The following is a 17,211-nucleotide window of genomic DNA, read 5'->3' as shown; positions in this document are numbered from 1 at the left end:
TTGATGTCAGGCGAAAAGCGGCGTGCCGCTGGGTTTCGTCGGAGAGGAAGGTTTCTCGCGCGGGATGGCCGAGAGGTCTGGGAGATCGAGGACCGTCCGGATGGCTGCACTGAGCCGGCCGAGGGCCACGCTTGCGTCCGACGTCCCCTCGATGTCTCGCCAGGCGACGACGCCATCGGGGCGAACCAGCAGAACTCCAGCTTCCTCGATCTCGCGGATGCGCTGCCACTCGCAATAGAGGTCCTGCGCCTCCGGCGAGCCCGTCACCACGACGCGGAGGAATGGCAGATCGAGGCGCAGCGCCGCCTCCTTCCATGCCCCGCCGGCGAGGCCGGTCACGACAGTGAAGAGGCCCTTTCCGGTCACGTCGAGCGTCGACACGCGCAAGCCCTGACGGTCGACGAGCCATGCATGCGGGATCTTGGCACCCGGGCGCGAGGTCGGCTGATTGTAGAGGCCGCGATCGCGCCGCCACTCCTCCGGCTTGGCACCGACGTCTGGAATCACGGCCGAGGATTCGTACCGCTGGTTCATCTCGGTTCCCTGGGCATTGAATTCGGTTTGCTTCAGGTCCAGCGCGGCCTGCGCCGCCTTCCGGGCGGCCACACCATCCGGACCCGGATCGCGGAAGCGCGCGATGCCGGCCGCGACCGGGTTCTCGGCGCCCTGCACCCTGAAGCACGCGTTCAGCGGGGCGTAATCGAGCCGGGACTGGTTCGCCCGCAGCACGATCTGCTTTCCGACCGGTGCCCGCTCCTGCGAGTAGCTTTCCAGCAGCTTCGGACCGGCCCAGCCCTTTACCGAGTAGGCGAGCTTCCAACCGAGGTTGTGGGCGTCCTGAACGCAGGTGTTGTTTCCCAATCCGCTCGACGGCGGGTGCCGGTGGACCGCATCGCCGCCGCAGTGCACCCTGCCTTTCGAATACTCGGTCGCATAGGCCTGGTTCACGTACCAGATCGACGTCCGGACGATGTCAATGTCGACCGATGGATCTCCTATCAGCACCTTGATCTTCGGAATGATCGCTTCCGGCGACAGGTCCGGCTCGCCCTTGCTGATGTCGAAACCCCAACCGGCGATCCACTGCGTCCACGGATGCACGGCCCGCAGCAGGCCCATTCCGATCTCACCGAAGCTCGCATCCGGCGTCACGATCCAGTTCAGGATGCTGGGCCGGTGTTTGCTGTATTTGGTCAGGTCACAGTTGAAGACGGTGTAGACGGTGCCAGCGCGCGCCATCTGGCCTTCGATCGGCAAGCCCAGATGGTCCACCACCATCGAGCGCGCGCCGTCCGCGCCGACCATATAACGGGCGCGGACGGTGTACTCTCGCCCGTCCAGGCGATCGCGCAGCGTGGCCGTCACACCGTCCGCATCCTGCTCATGCCGGATGTACTCGGTGTTGAACGCGAAGGTCGCGCCCTTCTCCGCTGCCTTTTGGAATAGAATTGGCTCGAGCAATGGTTGGATGATGTCGACCATGCCGCAGGGGCTTGCGCGCAGATAATCGCCGCGGCGGTCGTCGCCGGTCCCCCACGTCCGCATCCGGATCAGTTCGGAGCCGGCCAGGCTGGTCGTAAAGGTCGTGTCGCCCATGAGTTCCCAGGGGCTCGCGTACCGGGCTACGTCCTCTGCGATCCCGAGATCGCGGAAGACCTCGTTGGCGCGCTGGTTCGTGATGTGGGCGCGCGGGCTGTCGGCCATCCAGTTGCCGCGCGATACGATGTGACTGCGAACGCCGCAATTGGCGAGCGCCAGGGCGGTCGTCGAGCCCGTGGGGCCGGCGCCGATGATGAGCACGTCCGTTTCGTATGCCATTTGCCTGCTCCGCGATGCCCGCATTCGCGCGGGCTTTAGTCGATCAATGAGCGCCGTCGGCCTGCCTCGCCGCCATCATCGCCATGCCGGCGATCCACCCCGGAATAGCTTCGTAGAATTCCTGGTCCATCTCGAATTGGCCGCCCATGGAAAGAGCGCCGAAGGCGGCGACCCATGCGAGGACCTCGTTGGCGCCGCGTCCCGCGACTTCGCGGACCTTGCCGGTATCGAGCGCGTCTGCGCGCCAGATCTGGCCGCTGCGAAGGATGTCCATGAACCCCGCGTCCCATTCGGGATTGAGCGGTTGGCATGGCCCCTTGCCCGCCTCGGCGAGAACACCCGCCTCAAGCACGCGCTTCTCGCGGGCCTCCTTGGCCTCGGCCGTCGGATTCCGGCCGTTGATCAGGCGTTCACGGATTTCGGGCGGTGCATCCTTGATGGACGGCAGCGGTGGATCGTGCGACAATCCACCTGAGGCGGCAAACAGCACCCGCTTGCCGGACCGCATCGCGAAGCGGCCAACGGATTCACCGAGTTGGCGCGCGCGGCGATAGGTTGGGACCGGCGGAGCGGCAGCGTTCACGAAGATCGGCAAGATCGGGATGGACTTGAAGTCCCCGAGCATCGCTTCCCACAACTGGACGAAGCCGTGATCGACCGGCATGCGGTAGGACAACGCGACGTCGAAATCCTCGGCCCGCAAATGGTCGATGACTTCGAGCGCCGTCTTCTCCGGGACATTCAATGGACCCGTCCCGCCTCCCCAGTCGCCCAGGGAGACGGCTCCGGCTCCGACGCAGAACGAGGGCATCAGGTCGTAGAAGAAGCCGTTGAAGTGATCGGGCGCGAACTGGATGATGTAGTCCGGCTCGAACTCCTTCACGAAGCTTCCGAGACGTCCGAACGCGGTTCGGACGCGTTGCTCGGTCTCATTGCTGGCAGGCCCCTTGTACATCAGGGGAGTATGGGAAGCGCAGACGATAGCGACTGACATGGGCGAATTCCTTCGAACGCCGAGTAGAGTTGTCGAACGGTTGGCTGCGGCCAGCTACTTCTTCACCAGCGGACACGAGCTTTCTGAAAGCGGGCGGTTGACGGCTTCACCAGGCAGCGTCTGCACGACGTTGTAGAGATCCCAATCACCCTTGTTCTCTCCGGGCTTCTTCACCTGGAGCAGGTACATGTCGTGGATCATCTTGCGATCTTCGCGGATGTAGCCGTCGGCCGCGAAGAAGTCGTGTACGCGCTCCTTTTCCATCTGCTTCATCACCGTCGGCGCGTCGTCGGTGCCCGTCGCCTTGACCGCCTTCAGGTAGTGCGCGACGGACGAGTAGACGCCGGCGTGGAAACTGGTCGGCATCTGCCTCGCTTTAGCGAAGAATTTCTCGGCCCAAGCACGCGTTTCGGGCGTCCGGTCCCAATAAAACGGAGACACTTCATAGGCGTCGTGGGCGATCTTCAGGCCCACCGCCTGCACGTCCGTCAGCACCGATTGCAGCGGCACGATCTTGGCTTTTGCGCTCAGCCCGAACTCATCGGCCTGCTTCAGGGCCGTCACGGTATCGCCGCTGGAAGCCGCGATCGCGATGACGTTGGCGCCGGCGCTGGAAGCAGTCAGCAGAAAGGATGCAAAGTCGGACGTGTTGGGCGGAAACACGGAGTTGCCCACCACCTGCCCGCCGTTGAGCTTGACCTGCTCCGACGTATCGCGCGTCAGGGCATTGCCGTACGCCTGATCGACCGTCAGGAAGTACCACTTGGTACCACCTGCCTCGATCACGGACTTGGCGGCGCCCTTCGCGAGATTGTAGGTATCGACCGTCCACTGGACCGTGAGCGGCGAACAGGCCTTGCCGCTGAAGTCCGATGAGGTCGATCCCGAGAGCAGCATGATCTTGCTCTTCTGCGCGGCCATGTTCTGCACGGCGAAGCCGATCGGCGAGCCCTGCATGTCGGCAACGGCATCGACGCCTTCCACGTCGAACCAGCGGCCAGCGATCTGGGATCCGATGTCGGGCTTGCCGGAATGGTCGGCCGAGATCACTTCGACGTTCAGACCGGCGCCGAAGTCTTCGGCGGCCATCTGGGCGGCGACCACCGAGCCCTTGCCGTTCGCCATGGACGTCGGACCGGCGATGTCGGTCAGTACGCCGATCTTGACCTTGCCATCGCTGAGCTTCGGAGTGCCTCCGGCGGTCTGCGCCGCCGCCGGCGCCGCAAGCGCCAAGCACACGGCTGCAGCCAAATAATACCTTGAATGAACCATCGTTTCCTCCCGTCGCCGCCTGTTTTAGGCGTGCGGGGATGGATTGCCTCCGATTGAACTATGATTCCATCTGAGACTGTGAAATGTTCGCACTGCGAACATGTCCGGAGGCGATCATGCACCGCAACGTCAGGGCACTTTCCCGAGGGTTGGCCCTGATCAATGAGCTCAACGCGAGCGGGCCGTCGAACGTGGTGCAACTCGCGAAGAAAACCGGCCTCAACCGGACAACCTGCTACCGTTTGCTCGATACGCTGCGCGAAGACGGCTACGTAACATTCGACGAAACGAACGCCTTGTTCGGGTTGACGCCCCAAGTGCGCACCCTGAGCGAAGGCGTTTCGTCGCGCGACCTATCGAGCCAGGCAGCACTGCCGGCGATGTTTGGCCTGCTCGATCAGGTTTCGTGGCCCAGCGACTTCGGGGTCTTCGAACTTGGCTCGGTCCTTATCCGGGAGAGCACGCATCCCTTCAGTCCCTTCTCCGTCCATCGCTCTATGGTCGGCCGCAGAAGGTCGTTAGTCCGGAGCGCCTTGGGCAAGGCGATCCTCGCCGCCTCAATGCCTGCGCTGCGCCGCGAGATGCTCGAGCTGACGGCATCTCTCGTCGAGGAAGACGCAGGCCTGGCGAAGGATCGTCGCTTCATCAACGAAATCCTGCGGCAGACGAAGGAGGACGGATACGCCTCGTCGGTCGGTGGATCAGAGGCCGGTATCAGCGCCATCGCGCTCGCCATCCCTGGCGGTGGCCCCGTGCTCGGCAGTCTCAATCTCATCTTCTTCTCGTCGTCGATGACGCCGGAAGCCGCCGCGAAGAAGTACCTGCCCAGCATGAAGGTCGCCGTCAAAGAAATCGAGAGGCGATGGTCTGCGGCAAACAAGGCGAGAGGAAAGCTCGTTTAGCTCTGGCCTGGTCGGGACGCGCCGCCGTTTCCTCTTTAATCCTGCCAATCTACCGCGCCAGCAGCAACTCCAGCTGCCGCTGCGCCTTCTTCACCGCCCCCGCAAACCAGCTTTGGCTCGGCGCTTCCTTGGCAAAGCACTTCGTGTAGGCCTCCATGGCCCGGTCTTCCTTGGCCATGGCGTCTTGCGGGGTCTTCCTCGCCATCATCTGCTTCCAGACTTTCTCGCAAGCCGGGATCTCGGCGGTCTTCACGGCCTCGCTGCTCGCGAGGAAGTAGACCTTGTCGCCCTGGATCGCGACGACGTCGATTTCGTGCGGCGGGCCCTTCAGGTCGCCATTGCCGCGCACGCCGAGCACGGCGACTGCCGCGCTCGCGCCGGCCGGCTTTGTGATCGGCAGCTCCGCATATTTGGCAAAGGCGGAGTCCTGGATCGCCTGATAATAAAAGCGCTCCGATCTGAAGGCCGCGGCGATCTCCTGCGGCATGCCGTCTTCGCGGTGCTCGCGCAGCCAGTGCTTGAGCAGGCCCGTGGTGGTCACGACGGCTTGCAGCTTGTCGCCTTCGGAGGCAAAGCCGAGGCCATCGAGATGGCCGAAGCCGGAATCGCCCTTGAACAGCGTGTCGGCGTTCGACTTGCCCGCCGCCGGCAGCCCCTTGATCGTGACCGGTCCAACGAGGCCACGCAGCAAGCCTGTCAGCTCGTTAAGCGCCGCATCGTGCTGCTTGAAAGTCTCGTCGCTCTCCTTGGCCTTGGAGAACTTTGCAATGTAGCGATCGCGCAGGTCGAGATAGTGCTGCTCGGGGGTGGCGGCGTGTGCGGGCACGGCGAAAGCGAGTAGGCAGAGCAAAACAAGCGATCTCATTCAGGGTCCGAAGGCTGGAGCGATCTCCAGTCTTTGTGCCGGTGCCGCGCGGGAAGGTTCATCGCCGAGCGGGCGCCCTACTCTGCCGGCGTCAACTGCCGGTTCAGCCGCGAGAGCGCCGTCTCCCGCACACGGATGCGGGCGCGGCGCTTGCGCCACCAGATCACAACGCCGGTGACCGAGAGCGCGGCCACCACGAGGCCCATCATCGAGATCAGGATGCGGCCGAACAGTCCGACGATGCGGCCCGAATGCAGCGGGAACTGCGCCTGCACGAAGATGTCGGCGGCGGTGCCGACCCAGGGCAGCCGCTCGCCGAGCGGACGGCCGTCCTCGCTGTCGTGGTAGAGCTGCGCCGGCCCGACGCCGCCGGCGCCGTGATCGTCGCCGGGATGGAAATAGGCGGCAGCATAGACGCCATGGGCCGGGCCGTAGCTGAGCGCGCCCACCGGCGTGGTCCAGCCTCGCGCCTTGCCGTCGGCGGCCGCGCGCGCGGCGATCTCGGCGAAGGTCATTTTCGGCTCGATCGGATCGTCGAGATCGCGATAGGGCCGCTGCTCATAAGGCGTCGGCGTGTAGTTCGACACCAGCTTCATGATCGGCGAGAACACCTCGAAATAGAGGTTCAGCGAGAACGCCGTGAAGGCGATGATGAACAGCGCGCCCCAGGTCCACAGGCTGAAGGCACGGTGGATGTCGAAATTGATCCGGTAGGCACTGCCCGAGGTCTTGATCCTCCAGGCCGGCGCCCAGCGCGCCCAGAAGCCGCGCTCGAGCTGCCGCGCCACTTGCGGCGCCTGCACGGCCCTCGCGCTGCGCCGCGAGGGCAGCGTCAGATAGAAGCCGACGAAGCAGTCGATGGTCCAGATGATCGCGATCACCCCGAGCACGCGCATGCCCCAGCGGTCGCTGCCCCAGAACTCCGGGATGTGCATGGTGTAGTGCAGCTTGTAGAGAAACGAGACGAAGTTTTCGCGCGTGACCGGCCACACCGCGCCCCAATAGCGCCTGCCGAGCTCGATGCCGGTATTGGGATCGAGGAAGACCTGGTTGTAATCAAGCGGATAGCGTTTGCCGGTCGCGGGATCGATCCGCGGCATCACGAAGAACCACAGCGAGTGCCCCTGCTCCGGCGTCATGAAGAGATAGACGACGCGCGCCCTGGGATCGCGCCGCTCGATCATTTTGGCGAGCTCGATCGAGGATATCGCCGGGCCCTTGGTCGAGACGTCGAACAGATGGCTGTTCAGAACGTCGTCGATCTCGTGATCCCAGGAGATGATCGCGCCGGTGATGCCGGAGAAGAACAGGAAGCCGGCCGTGAGCAGTCCCGCCCAGCGATGCAGCCTGCCGAAGATCGCTCTCATCGTTCTGATCTCACTACCAGCGGTAAGTCAGCTTGCCGATCGCCTTGCGCCCCTCCGCATAGAAGCAGCCCGACAGGCTGTAGCAGGCCGCGACATAACGCGTATCGGCAAGGTTGGTGACGTTCAGCGAGAGGCGCCAATTGTCCTGGGTGTAGGCGAGTAGCGCGTCCAGCACGGTCGATGCTCCGACCTTGAACGTATTGGCATCGTCGCCCCAGGTCGCGCCGACATAGCGGATGCCGCCGCCGAACTGGAGACCCGCGAGCGGACCATGCTGGAGCGTGTAGTCGCTCCACAGCGAAGCGCGGTTGAGCGGCACCGTGACCGGCGCCTTGCCGACATTCACCGGATCCTGCGTCACCACGGCATCGACATAGGCGTAGGCCGCGCGCAGGTTCCAGCCGTCAGCGAGCGACATCGTACCTTCGAGCTCGAGGCCGCGCGACTTCACCTGCCCGGTCTGATCGGCAAAGACGGATCCGGGCGCATAGGTGACGACGTTGTCGCGCGTGAGGTCGAAGGCGGCGAAGGTGAACAGCGCGTTCCAGCCGAGCGGCTGATATTTGACGCCGACCTCGTACTGGACGCCGGTCTCGGGATCGAGCATCTGGCCGCCCTGTCCCGTCGCCAGCACCGGCAGGAACGATTCCGAATAGCTGAAATACGGCGCGATCCCGTTGTCGAAATTATACATGATTGCGGCGCGGCCGGTGAAGGCCGAGGCATCCTTCGAGACCGACGTATTGGCGAGACCGCTGTCGACCTGCGTCGTCACGAAGTCCTGACGGCCGCCAAGCTGGAACGACAGCCGGCCGAGCTTGATCTGGTCCTGCGCGTAGAGGCCGGTCTGCGATTGCTTGACGCCGGTGTTGTCGGTCATGGCGCCGATGCTCCAGTCGTAGCTGTAGACCGGATTGAAGACGTTGACCTCTGGCGCCGACGTCGTGACGCTGAAAGCAGTGTCGCGGAAGGTTGTGTTGCGATAGTCGACCCCGACCAGCGTCGTGTGGCTCAGGATGCCGGTGGTGAACTTGCCCTGGAGCTGGTTGTCCACCGCAAAGGAATTGATGTACGAGTTGCTGGTGCTTCCATAACGCGCGAGCTGTCCGGCGGCCTCGTCGGTATAGCCGCCTCCGTAAAACACCTTCTCCTCGTTGTGCTGATAGGCGTAGCGCAGGTTCTGCCGGAAGGTGATGGTGTCGCTGAAGTCGTGCGAGAGCTGGTAACCGGCCGTCGCGATCTCGGTGTTGAAGGCATCGAAGCTCGGCACGCCCGCAAAGAACGAGACCGGGATGGTGCGGCCGTTGTTCGGCCAGACTGTGCCCGAGGCCGGCAGGAACTGGAGGCCCCACCCTGCCCGGTCGCGCTGGTAATTGGCGAGGAACGTGATGGTGGTGTCCTCGTTCGGCTTGAAGGTCACGGCGGGCGCAATGAAGACACGGTTGTCCTTGCTGAAGTCGACCTGGGTCTCGCCGTCGCGGACGACCCCCGTCAGGCGCCACAGCACGGTGCCCTCCTTGTTGGCGGGGCCGCCCATATCGAACTGGCCCTGATAGCGGTTGAAGCTGCCGCCGGAGACCGAGACCTCGCCGAACTGCTGCGCGGTCGGCAGCTTGGTGACGTAGTTGAGCAGGCCGCCGGTGCCGCTGCCGCCATACATCGCCGACGACGGTCCCTTCAGCACCTCGAGGCGCTCGGCGCCGTAGGGATCAAGGCCATTGAAGTGCACATAATTGCTGGCGGGAATCCGCAAGCCGTCGATGTAGAGGCCGGGCATGGTCATGTCGAAGCCGCGGATCTGGAGGCCGCCAAAGCGGGTGTCCGAGCCGCCATTGACGTCGCCGCTGACGCCGGCAGTGTAGCGCAAGGCCTCGCCGATCGAGACCGCTCCTTGATTCCTGACCTGGTCGGTGGTGACGATGGAGACCGACTGCGGCGTCTCGATCAGCGGCGTATCGGTCTTGGTGGCGGTGCCGCTGCGCGTGGCGACGAAGCTGCGCACGGGGCCGCCGGCGCGCTCGCCATTGGCGCCGTTCGATGCGGATTGCGTCGGCGCCGCCTGCTGCGCCGGAGCACGTCGGCTGCTTCGGGCGGTGCGTGTTCTCGCGGCCTGCCGCGACGATGCAACGGCCGCCGGCCGGGCGCGCTGGGCTGGCGCTTCAACCGCGACTGACGGAATCTGCGACTGCGCCTGCACGGAACCAAGGGGCGTGATGAGAGCGACGATGCTGACGGCGCCGAAGAAAATTACCTGAAGTTGCCGAAGCCGCGCATCAGGGCGCGATGGAAGTTGGAAGTCTGTCACGTCTGTCGAGGTCCCACGCACTGCCGGCTTCGCCGGTATCGTTTTTGATGCCTCGCCCTAACGCAGGCGATTTCGGAGCGCGATAGGAACCACGTTAGAACCTCTCCAGAGCTGTGCGCAGCAGCTGCGGCGAATGCGCCCATGCGCGATCGTCTGTTCGCAGACGTTTTGAACTGGACTAATTCAAATGAAGCGAGGCTATGATGCGCAGAGCTCGATCAGCTTGGGAGATGACGGCGTGGCAGAGGCAGGATTCGGTCGGTTCATGAAAGACCATCGGGAGTTTTTCAACGCGCTGGCCGAGGATGGATGGCGCGCCGTCCCCGGTTATGTCGGCGTCGAGGAGAAGATCCTGTCCGGGCGTTTCGACCATTCGGCCCAATCGGGCGCGGTGACCCGGCTGTCACGCTGGGCCGCCGGGGCATCCGTGGAGCACCCGGTCTCGCATGAATGGTGCGAGGAGGTGTTTCTGATCTCGGGCACGCTGTCGATCGGCACGCCATCGCAGGAAACGCGGCTGCTGGAAGCCGGCACCTACGCGGTGAGGCCGGCCCATGTCGAGCATGGACCGTTCTTCACCCGCGACGGCTGTCTGATGATCGAGTTTCTGTACTACCCGCCGGCGGCCTAGCTCACCGGCTCTCCAGGCTCGCGGCCTGACGCGCCCGTTTCCTCACCACGTCGGCAGATACGTCCCCTTGAAGCGCGTTACCAGGAACGCCTTCACGGGCTCGGAGTGATAGGCCTCGATCAGCTGCTTCACCCACGGCTTGTCCTTGTCCTCCTCGCGGACGGCGAGAATGTTGACCCAGGGACCATCGGGGTTTTCGCGGGCGATCGCGTCGGTTGCGGGATTGAGGCCGGCCTGCACCGCGTAATTGTTGTTGATCGAGACGACGTCGACGTCCTGCAGCGCGCGCGGCAGCTGGGCGGCATCGAGCTCGACGAAGCGCAGCTTCTTCGGATTGTCGGTGATGTCGGCGATGGTGGAGGCGACGTTGTTCGGGTCCTTCAGCTTGATCACGCCGTGCAGCGCCAGGATCATCAGGCCGCGCGCGCCGTTGGAGGGATCGTTGGCGATGGCGACGCGGGCGCCTTCGGGCAGCTCGCTGAGCTTCTTGTATTTTTGCGAATAGACGCCCTGCGGCGATCCGATCGTGTTCGCGACCTTGACGATCTTCCAGCCGGTCTTGGAGATCTGGTTCTTCAAATACGGTTCGTGCTGGAACGAGTTGGCTTCGAGGTCCTTCAGGGCCAGCGCCTGGTTCGGGATCACGTAGTCGGTGAACTCGACCACCTTGATGTCGAGGCCGCGCTCGGCGCCGACCTTCTTCACGACGTCGAGGATCTCGGCGTGCGGACCGGCGGTGACGCCAACCCGGATGGTTTCGGCACTCGCCGAGGTCGCAAGCAAGGCTGCAGCCGCAAGGGTTGCGAGAAAACGCATGGATGTCTCCAGTTTCAGGACGTTTGAACTAGCGGTGTCGCAGCCGGCGGTTGACGCGGCGCGCCAGGTAATCGCCCGCGCTCTGGACGAGCTGCACCAGCGCGATCAGCACGACCACGACGGCCAGCATCATCTCCGGCATGAAACGCTGATAGCCGTAGCGGATGCCGAGATCGCCAAGACCGCCGCCGCCGACGGCGCCAACCATGGCGGAGTAGCCGAGCAGGCTGACCACCGCGAGCGTCAGCGCCAGCAAGAGGCCCGGCAGCGCTTCCGGGATCAGCACCTTGAACACGATCTGGATCGGGGATGCCCCGAACGAGGATGCCGTCTCGATGAGGCCGCCGTCGACCTCGCGGATCGCGGCTTCCACCAGACGCGCGATGAACGGCGTCGATGCGATGGTCAGCGGCACGATCGCCGCTGTCGAGCCGATCGAGGTTCCCGCAATGAGCCGCGTGAACGGGATGATGGCGACGACGAGGATGATGAAGGGCGTCGAGCGCGTCGCATTGACGACGATGCCGAGCGCGCGATTGACGAGGGGCGCTGCGAACAGCTCGCCCTTGCGGCTGGTCGCGAGGAAGACGCCGAGCGGCAGGCCGAAGACGGTGCCGAGACCCGCGGCAATGCCGACCATATACAGGCTCTCGAAGGTCGCCTGGACGATGAGGTTGATGAGTTCAGGCGACATAGCCGAGACGCTCCGCCGAAAATTGATGCTGAGAGAGCCAGGCGAGAACCCGCGCCTGCACGCCCTCGCCGCCGGGGACACCGAGAACGAGCGAGCCGACGTGCTGGCCGCCGATCTCGTCGATGCGCGCCGACAGCAATGAGACGTCGAGGCCGAGCTCGCGGGCAAGCCGCGCCACTACTGTGTCGCCGGCCCCTGCCCCGCGCACATGGATGCGGATCACGGCCTGTCCACCGGCCGCAGGGTCCGCCACGATCCGGCTCGCCAGCGAGACCGGCAGGCTGTCGCCGGTCACTTCGGCGAGGAAGGATTGCGTGATCGGATGCTTCGGATGGGTGAAGATGTCGGCGACATGGCCGCTCTCGACGACATGTCCGGCATCGAGCACCACCACTTCCCTGGCGAGCTGGCGCACCACGGACATTTCGTGGGTGATCAACACGATGGTCACGCCCAGCTCGCGGTTGATGTTGGCGAGCAGATCGAGGATGGCGCGCGTGGTCTGCGGGTCGAGCGCGGAGGTCGCCTCGTCCGACAGCAGCACGTCCGGCCGCGTCGCCAGCGCGCGGGCGATGCCGACGCGCTGCTTCTGGCCGCCGGAGAGCTCTGACGGATAGCGGTCGTGCTTGTCGGCGATACCGACCAGTGCGAGCAGTTCGGCGACGCGGGTCTTGATGTCGGCCTTGGCCCAGCCGGCGATCTCGAGCGGCAGCGCGATGTTGTCGGCCGCGGTGCGCGAGGACAGCAGGTTGAAGTGCTGGAAGATCATGCCGATCGAGCGCTGCGCCAGCCGCAGCTCGCGGCCGGCGAGCGCCGAAATATCGCGGCCATCGACGATGACGCGGCCCGTGGTCGGCTTCTCCAACCCGTTGATGAGCCGCACCAGGCTCGACTTGCCGGCGCCAGAGCGGCCGATCACGCCGGTGATGGAGCCGCGCGGAATCGCGAAATCGATGTTTTGCAGCGCGTTGACGCCGGGCTTGCCGCGATAGGCCGGATAGGTCTTCGAGATGGCTTCGAAGCGGACCATCGCGTCCGGCTCGGCGGCAGGCAAAATCGCGGCGGGCGGCGCGATCGGCTGTCCGATGGCAAGCGATTGGTGGGCGTTCATGGAGATGGCCTTCATGCACAATAATTCTCTCGCCCGCCCCAAAAGGCAAACAAGAGCCGGGTCGCTTCAAGCGGCTGGGGTGGAGCAGCGAGAAACCGCCTGCGAGGGGCGACGCGCTGCACCGCAGCACGCACCATCGCCTTTTCCGGTCTTTCTTGCAATTTCAGATATTTGGGAGGGGTTAGACGAAGTTTCCCCAATCCCTCTCCGGAGAAGAATATTCCTCCACCGGGGGTATCAGCCTCCCGCGCGGCTCAGGGAACCTGCAACCAGGGCAAGACGATCAGCAGAAGCCCCGCGAAATAGACCAGCCCGAACAGCAGGCCAAAACCCCAGAACTGGCCCTTCCCGATATAGCCGCTGCCGAAATACATCGGCGCGGGGCCCGTCGCGTAAGGCGAGATCACGCCCATCAGGCCGAGCGAATACATGCAGAGCATGGCGAGCGTCGTGACCGGCAGGCCGGGGATGCCGGAGCCGACCGCGAGCACCACCGGCAGCACCGCGGCGGCGTGCGAGGTGATGCTCGAAAAGAAATAGTGGATCCAGAAGAACAAAGCGACCAGCAGGATCATCGCGGTCGACGGCGACAGCCCCGCGAGCGGTTTTGCGTATTCGGTCGCGAACCATTTGATGAAGCCGATCTCGTTGAGGCCGGACGCCAGCGTCAGCAGCGAGGTAAAATAGAAGAACACCTCCCAGGCGCTCTTCTCGCTGACGATGTCGGCGAACTCGATCACGCCGGTCACCAGCATCAAGGAGATCACGATGAAGACGACGGTGGTGGCATTGACGAAATTCGAGCCGAGCAGCGGCACGTGGATGTCCGGACTGGAGCCCGCGATCCACAGAAACATCGCGAGCACGATCAGCGCCAGCATGATCCATTCGTTGCGCGACATCGGGCCCATCGCGGCGAGCTCCTTCGCCGCCCATTCGGAAATCTCGGGGCTGTGCTTCACCTCGGGCCGGCAGACCACATAGCTGAGCAGCGGGACGACGATCATCAGCAGGATGCCGAGCGGCGCGAAGCCGATGAACCACTGGCCCCAGCTCACCTCGACCCCCACCGTCTTCTTGGCGATCGCCAGCGCCGCCGCATTGGGGGCGAGCGCGGTGAAGAACAGCGAGCTGGTGATGGCGGTCGCCGCGAACGCGGTCCACATCACATAGGTGCCGATCCTGCCGGCGGTCGGCCCGGGCTCGGAGCCATAGATGCGCGGGATGTTGGAGATGATGGGATAGACGATGCCGCCGCTGCGCGCCGTGTTGGACGGCGTTGCCGGCGCGAGCAGGAAATCGGACATCGCCACCGCGTAGCCGAGCCCGAGCGTATTGCGGCCGAGCCGCCGCACCAGCACCAGCGCAATGCGCCGGCCGAGCTGGCTCTTGCGATAGCCGATCGAGAACACGAAGGCGCCGACGATCAGCCACACCGTGCTCTCGGCAAAGCCACCAAGCATCCAGCGCAGCGACTTGCCGGGATCGGGATCGATATAGCCGGCGACGCCCGCAACCGTCAGGCCGATGAAGCCGACCGCGCCGACCGGCATGGATTCAAGGATGAGCCCGGTGATGACGGCCGCGAACACGGCAAAATAGTGCCACTGATTGACGTTGAGGCCGACAGGCACCGGCCACAGATAGATCGCCAGCCATACCACGAGCGGCGCGATCAGCTTCCAGCGAAACGCTTGCCCTTCAGGCGCCTGCGAGCTAGCGGCCATGAGCCCTCCCCTCGATTGTCGTCATCACGTGCCGCCCGTTGGCCGGGCCGCTTTGGTCCCTGTGCGGCGTATACGGACTGTCCGCGGCGTGATCAATGGGCTGGCCGGTGCTCTGCGGCCCCCGGTCTCTCACAAATGCCCGGTGCGCTGATGCTCCGGCTGGCTGCCCTGGACCGGAAACCGGATCGTGGTGCCGAGGGTGATCCAGTTGGCGTTCTCGCCGGTGATATTGCGGCCGTAGATCAAATCGACGGAGAAGATCTCGTTCGGCCGGTAGCGGACACCGGTCTGGAAACGCGGCTGCGTGACGCTGGCGATCTCGGCGGCGCCGGCCTGCCCGTAGGCCTCGATGGTCCATTGTAAGGTGTCGGTGAACTTCCAGTCGAAGCCGATGCCATAGGTCAGATAGTGACGGTCGACCGTGCGATCCCACAACCAGCCGCCGTTGACGTTGATGCGCATGACCTCGGACAGGCGGAAGGTCGCGGGGATGACGGCAAAGGCGGTCAGCGCCTCGCCGGTCGCCGCGTCGAATGACCCGCCGCCATAGGCCGACAAGCCCCAGCGGCCTACCCCGGTCGGAACGAAATTGGTCTTCGCTTTCGGGGCGATCGTCGTGCTCCAGTCGCTATCGCTGCGCGCGCGGATGGTCTGCAGGCTCAGCTCGATCGGCCTGAAGGGATCGACGACGCAGGAGGGATTGGCGACGGCGGCGAAGTCGGTGTTGGACGCCGCCGACATCCAGCTTTCCACCTTGCAGGAGCCCACCTCGGAGATATCAGCGGCATCCACCGCATAGGCGCCATTCGCGGCGTGCGCATCGGGCGTCGCGAGTGCGACAAAAGCCGCGATCGCGGCTGATATTCCGGTGTGTCTGGCCCAGCCCATGGCGCGATGTTAGCAGAGTCTTCGCCTCGACAAGGCCCGGATTCTGGGACTATCCTCGAAGACATGAGCGAGCATCACCACGACCACGATCACGACCATTCCGAGCTGTCCGAGACCGAGCTGCGCGTGCGCGCGCTCGAGACGATCCTGACCGAGAAAGGCTATATCGAGCCGGCCGCGCTCGATGCCATCATCCAGGCCTACGAGACCAAGATCGGTCCGCACAACGGCGCGCGCGTCGTGGCAAAAGCCTGGAGCGACCCCGATTTCAAGAAGGCGCTGCTGGAGGACGGCAGCAAGGCGATCGGCACGCTCGGCCATGTCAGCCGCGTCGGCGATCATCTCGTCGTGGTCGAGAACACGCCCGCGCGCCACAACATGGTCGTGTGCACACTGTGCTCCTGCTACCCCTGGGAGATGCTGGGCCTGCCGCCGGTCTGGTACAAGGCCGCGCCCTATCGCTCGCGCGCGGTGAAGGACCCGCGCGGCGTGCTCGCCGATTTTGGTGTGAGCGTGCCGAAAGACGTGGAGATCCGGGTCTGGGACTCCACCGCCGAGACACGCTTCCTGGTGCTGCCGATGCGGCCCGCGGGGACCGAGGGCTGGAGCGAGGAACAGCTCGCCGAACTCGTCACGCGCGATTCCATGATCGGCACCGGCTTTCCCAGGACGCCGGGAGCGCCCTCATGAACGGCGTGCACGACATGGGCGGCATGGACGGGTTCGGCAAGGTCGAGCCCGAGCCGAACGAGCCGGTGTTTCACGAGGAATGGGAATCGCGTGTCCTCGCCATGGTGCGCGCGATGGGCGCGGCCGGCGCCTTCAACATCGACACCTCGCGCTTCTATCGCGAGACCATCCCGCCGCACGTTTATCTCTCGAGCTCCTATTACAAGAAATGGTTTTTGGGACTTGAGGAGATGCTGATCGAGAAGGGCTACCTGACGCGGGAGGAAGTCGCCGCCGGCCATGCGATGCAGCCCGGCAAGGCGCTCAAGCACGGCAAGTTCGATTCCACCCAGGTCGAGCGCATCATGGTGCGCGGCAAGTTCGCCCGCCCTGCTCCGGCGCCGGCGAAATTCAACATCGGCGACCGGGTGCGCGCCAAGAACATTCACCCGGCCACGCACACGCGGCTGCCGCGTTATGTGCGCGGCCATGTCGGTGTCGTCGAATTGAACCATGGCTGCCACGTGTTTCCGGACTCCGCGGCGATGGAGCTCGGCGAGAATCCTCAATGGCTCTACACGGTGGTATTCGAGGCCAGCGATCTCTGGGGCGCCGATGGTGACCCGACCTCGAAGGTGTCGATCGACGCGTTCGAGCCGTATCTGGACCCGGCGTGATGAGGGGTCACGCTGCGGCCGCTGCGACGGCGGCAATCCCGAGCATTCCGCGCGATGACGACGGCCCGGTGTTCCGCGCACCCTGGGAGGCGCATGCGTTCGCGATGGCCTTGAGCCTGTACGAGCGCGGCGTGTTCACCTGGCCCGAATGGGCAGCAAGCCTCGCCGACGAGATCAAGCGCGCGCAGGCCGCCGGCGACCCCGACACCGGCGAGACGTATTATCTGCATTGGCTCGCCACGCTGGAAGGCCTCGTCGCCCGCAAGGGCGTGGCATCGATGGACACCCTGCACCGCTATCGCGACGCCTGGGATCATGCCGCGGACCGGACGCCGCATGGCAAGCCGATCGAGCTGACGCCGGAGGATTTTCGCTAGCTCGCTCACTCTCATGTCCCGGACGCGCTGCAGCGTGCAACGCTGCGGCGCAGAGCCGGGACCCATATGTGGACGGCCCCCGTGGCACAAGAGCTTTG

Annotated in this window: 16 protein-coding genes; 5 read left to right on the top strand and 11 right to left on the bottom strand. The window is 64.7% G+C overall.

Translation table 11 applies throughout. From position 1 onward, the window contains the following. Positions 1 to 6: 6 nt before the first annotated feature. The 3 genes from HYH08_RS03525 to HYH08_RS03515 are packed head-to-tail and all read right to left on the bottom strand — an operon-like array spanning position 7 to position 4,084. Positions 7 to 1,818 (bottom strand): FAD-dependent monooxygenase, encoded by a 1,812-nt coding sequence (locus HYH08_RS03525; RefSeq protein ID WP_220008373.1) that lies wholly within the window; start codon positions 1,816 to 1,818, stop codon positions 7 to 9. Positions 1,819 to 1,861: 43 nt separating this feature from the next. Then, a complete protein-coding gene (locus tag HYH08_RS03520; protein ID WP_220008372.1) occupies positions 1,862 to 2,812 on the bottom strand; it encodes a 3-carboxyethylcatechol 2,3-dioxygenase in 951 nt (316 codons plus the stop codon). Positions 2,813 to 2,866: 54 nt separating this feature from the next. Next, positions 2,867 to 4,084 carry an ABC transporter substrate-binding protein gene (locus HYH08_RS03515; RefSeq protein ID WP_220008371.1) on the bottom strand — a complete coding sequence of 406 codons (1,218 nt, stop codon included), beginning with the start codon at positions 4,082 to 4,084 and terminating at the stop codon, positions 2,867 to 2,869. 116 nt (positions 4,085 to 4,200) lie between these two features. On the opposite strand from HYH08_RS03515, the gene HYH08_RS03510 reads away from it, so the two are divergent. Continuing rightward, a complete protein-coding gene (locus tag HYH08_RS03510; RefSeq protein ID WP_220008370.1) occupies positions 4,201 to 4,986 on the top strand; it encodes an IclR family transcriptional regulator domain-containing protein in 786 nt (261 codons plus the stop codon). Between the two features lie 49 nt (positions 4,987 to 5,035). Here HYH08_RS03510 and HYH08_RS03505 read toward each other — a convergent pair whose 3' ends face one another. The 3 genes from HYH08_RS03505 to HYH08_RS03495 all read right to left on the bottom strand — a co-directional run bounded on the left by HYH08_RS03505 (position 5,036) and on the right by HYH08_RS03495 (position 9,220). Further along, the gene (locus tag HYH08_RS03505) at positions 5,036 to 5,851 is read right to left on the bottom strand and encodes a hypothetical protein (RefSeq protein WP_220008369.1); all 816 of its coding nucleotides are present in this window, start codon (positions 5,849 to 5,851) and stop codon (positions 5,036 to 5,038) included. A 77-nt stretch (positions 5,852 to 5,928) separates the two neighbouring features. After that, the gene (gene fsrB, locus HYH08_RS03500; RefSeq protein WP_220008368.1) at positions 5,929 to 7,218 is read right to left on the bottom strand and encodes a siderophore utilization protein FsrB; all 1,290 of its coding nucleotides are present in this window, start codon (positions 7,216 to 7,218) and stop codon (positions 5,929 to 5,931) included. A 13-nt stretch (positions 7,219 to 7,231) separates the two neighbouring features. Beyond that, positions 7,232 to 9,220 (bottom strand): TonB-dependent siderophore receptor, encoded by a 1,989-nt coding sequence (locus HYH08_RS03495; RefSeq protein WP_220008916.1) that lies wholly within the window; start codon positions 9,218 to 9,220, stop codon positions 7,232 to 7,234. 568 nt (positions 9,221 to 9,788) lie between these two features. Here HYH08_RS03495 and HYH08_RS03490 point away from each other — a divergent pair. After that, entirely contained in the window at positions 9,789 to 10,154 is a 366-nt protein-coding gene (locus HYH08_RS03490; RefSeq protein WP_220008367.1) for a cupin domain-containing protein, read from the top strand. A gap of 42 nt (positions 10,155 to 10,196) precedes the next feature. On the opposite strand, the gene HYH08_RS03485 is transcribed toward HYH08_RS03490, so the two are convergent. From HYH08_RS03485 to HYH08_RS03465, 5 genes are all read right to left on the bottom strand, one after another. Continuing rightward, entirely contained in the window at positions 10,197 to 10,970 is a 774-nt protein-coding gene (locus HYH08_RS03485) for a MetQ/NlpA family ABC transporter substrate-binding protein (RefSeq protein ID WP_220008366.1), read from the bottom strand. Positions 10,971 to 10,998: 28 nt separating this feature from the next. Next, positions 10,999 to 11,664, bottom strand: coding sequence for a methionine ABC transporter permease (locus HYH08_RS03480; RefSeq protein ID WP_220008365.1), 666 nt, complete (start codon positions 11,662 to 11,664; stop codon positions 10,999 to 11,001). Further along, entirely contained in the window at positions 11,654 to 12,790 is a 1,137-nt protein-coding gene (locus HYH08_RS03475; protein WP_220008364.1) for a methionine ABC transporter ATP-binding protein, read from the bottom strand. The genes HYH08_RS03480 and HYH08_RS03475 overlap by 11 nt, the downstream gene beginning before the upstream one ends. Before the next feature lie 239 nt (positions 12,791 to 13,029). Further along, positions 13,030 to 14,502 carry a DASS family sodium-coupled anion symporter gene (locus HYH08_RS03470; protein WP_220008363.1) on the bottom strand — a complete coding sequence of 491 codons (1,473 nt, stop codon included), beginning with the start codon at positions 14,500 to 14,502 and terminating at the stop codon, positions 13,030 to 13,032. A gap of 129 nt (positions 14,503 to 14,631) precedes the next feature. Beyond that, positions 14,632 to 15,390 carry a PA4824 family protein gene (locus tag HYH08_RS03465; protein ID WP_220008362.1) on the bottom strand — a complete coding sequence of 253 codons (759 nt, stop codon included), beginning with the start codon at positions 15,388 to 15,390 and terminating at the stop codon, positions 14,632 to 14,634. Between the two features lie 63 nt (positions 15,391 to 15,453). Here HYH08_RS03465 and nthA point away from each other — a divergent pair, with 63 nt between their 5' ends. The 3 genes from nthA to HYH08_RS03450 are packed head-to-tail and all read left to right on the top strand — an operon-like array spanning position 15,454 to position 17,113. Next, positions 15,454 to 16,080, top strand: coding sequence for a nitrile hydratase subunit alpha (gene nthA / locus HYH08_RS03460; protein ID WP_220008361.1), 627 nt, complete (start codon positions 15,454 to 15,456; stop codon positions 16,078 to 16,080). After that, positions 16,077 to 16,736 carry a nitrile hydratase subunit beta gene (gene nthB / locus HYH08_RS03455; protein ID WP_220008360.1) on the top strand — a complete coding sequence of 220 codons (660 nt, stop codon included), beginning with the start codon at positions 16,077 to 16,079 and terminating at the stop codon, positions 16,734 to 16,736. The genes nthA and nthB overlap by 4 nt, the downstream gene beginning before the upstream one ends. Continuing rightward, positions 16,736 to 17,113: a nitrile hydratase accessory protein gene (locus HYH08_RS03450; protein ID WP_220008359.1), complete on the top strand. Its 378-nt coding sequence runs from the start codon at positions 16,736 to 16,738 to the stop codon at positions 17,111 to 17,113. The genes nthB and HYH08_RS03450 overlap by 1 nt, the downstream gene beginning before the upstream one ends. Positions 17,114 to 17,211 lie beyond the last annotated feature (98 nt).

The organism is Bradyrhizobium sp. BR 10289, assembly GCF_019455385.1.
Classification (GTDB): Bacteria; Pseudomonadota; Alphaproteobacteria; order Rhizobiales; family Xanthobacteraceae; genus Bradyrhizobium.
The sequence above is the reverse complement of the archived record's forward strand: the minus strand, read 5'-3'. Positions and strand labels throughout refer to the sequence as shown.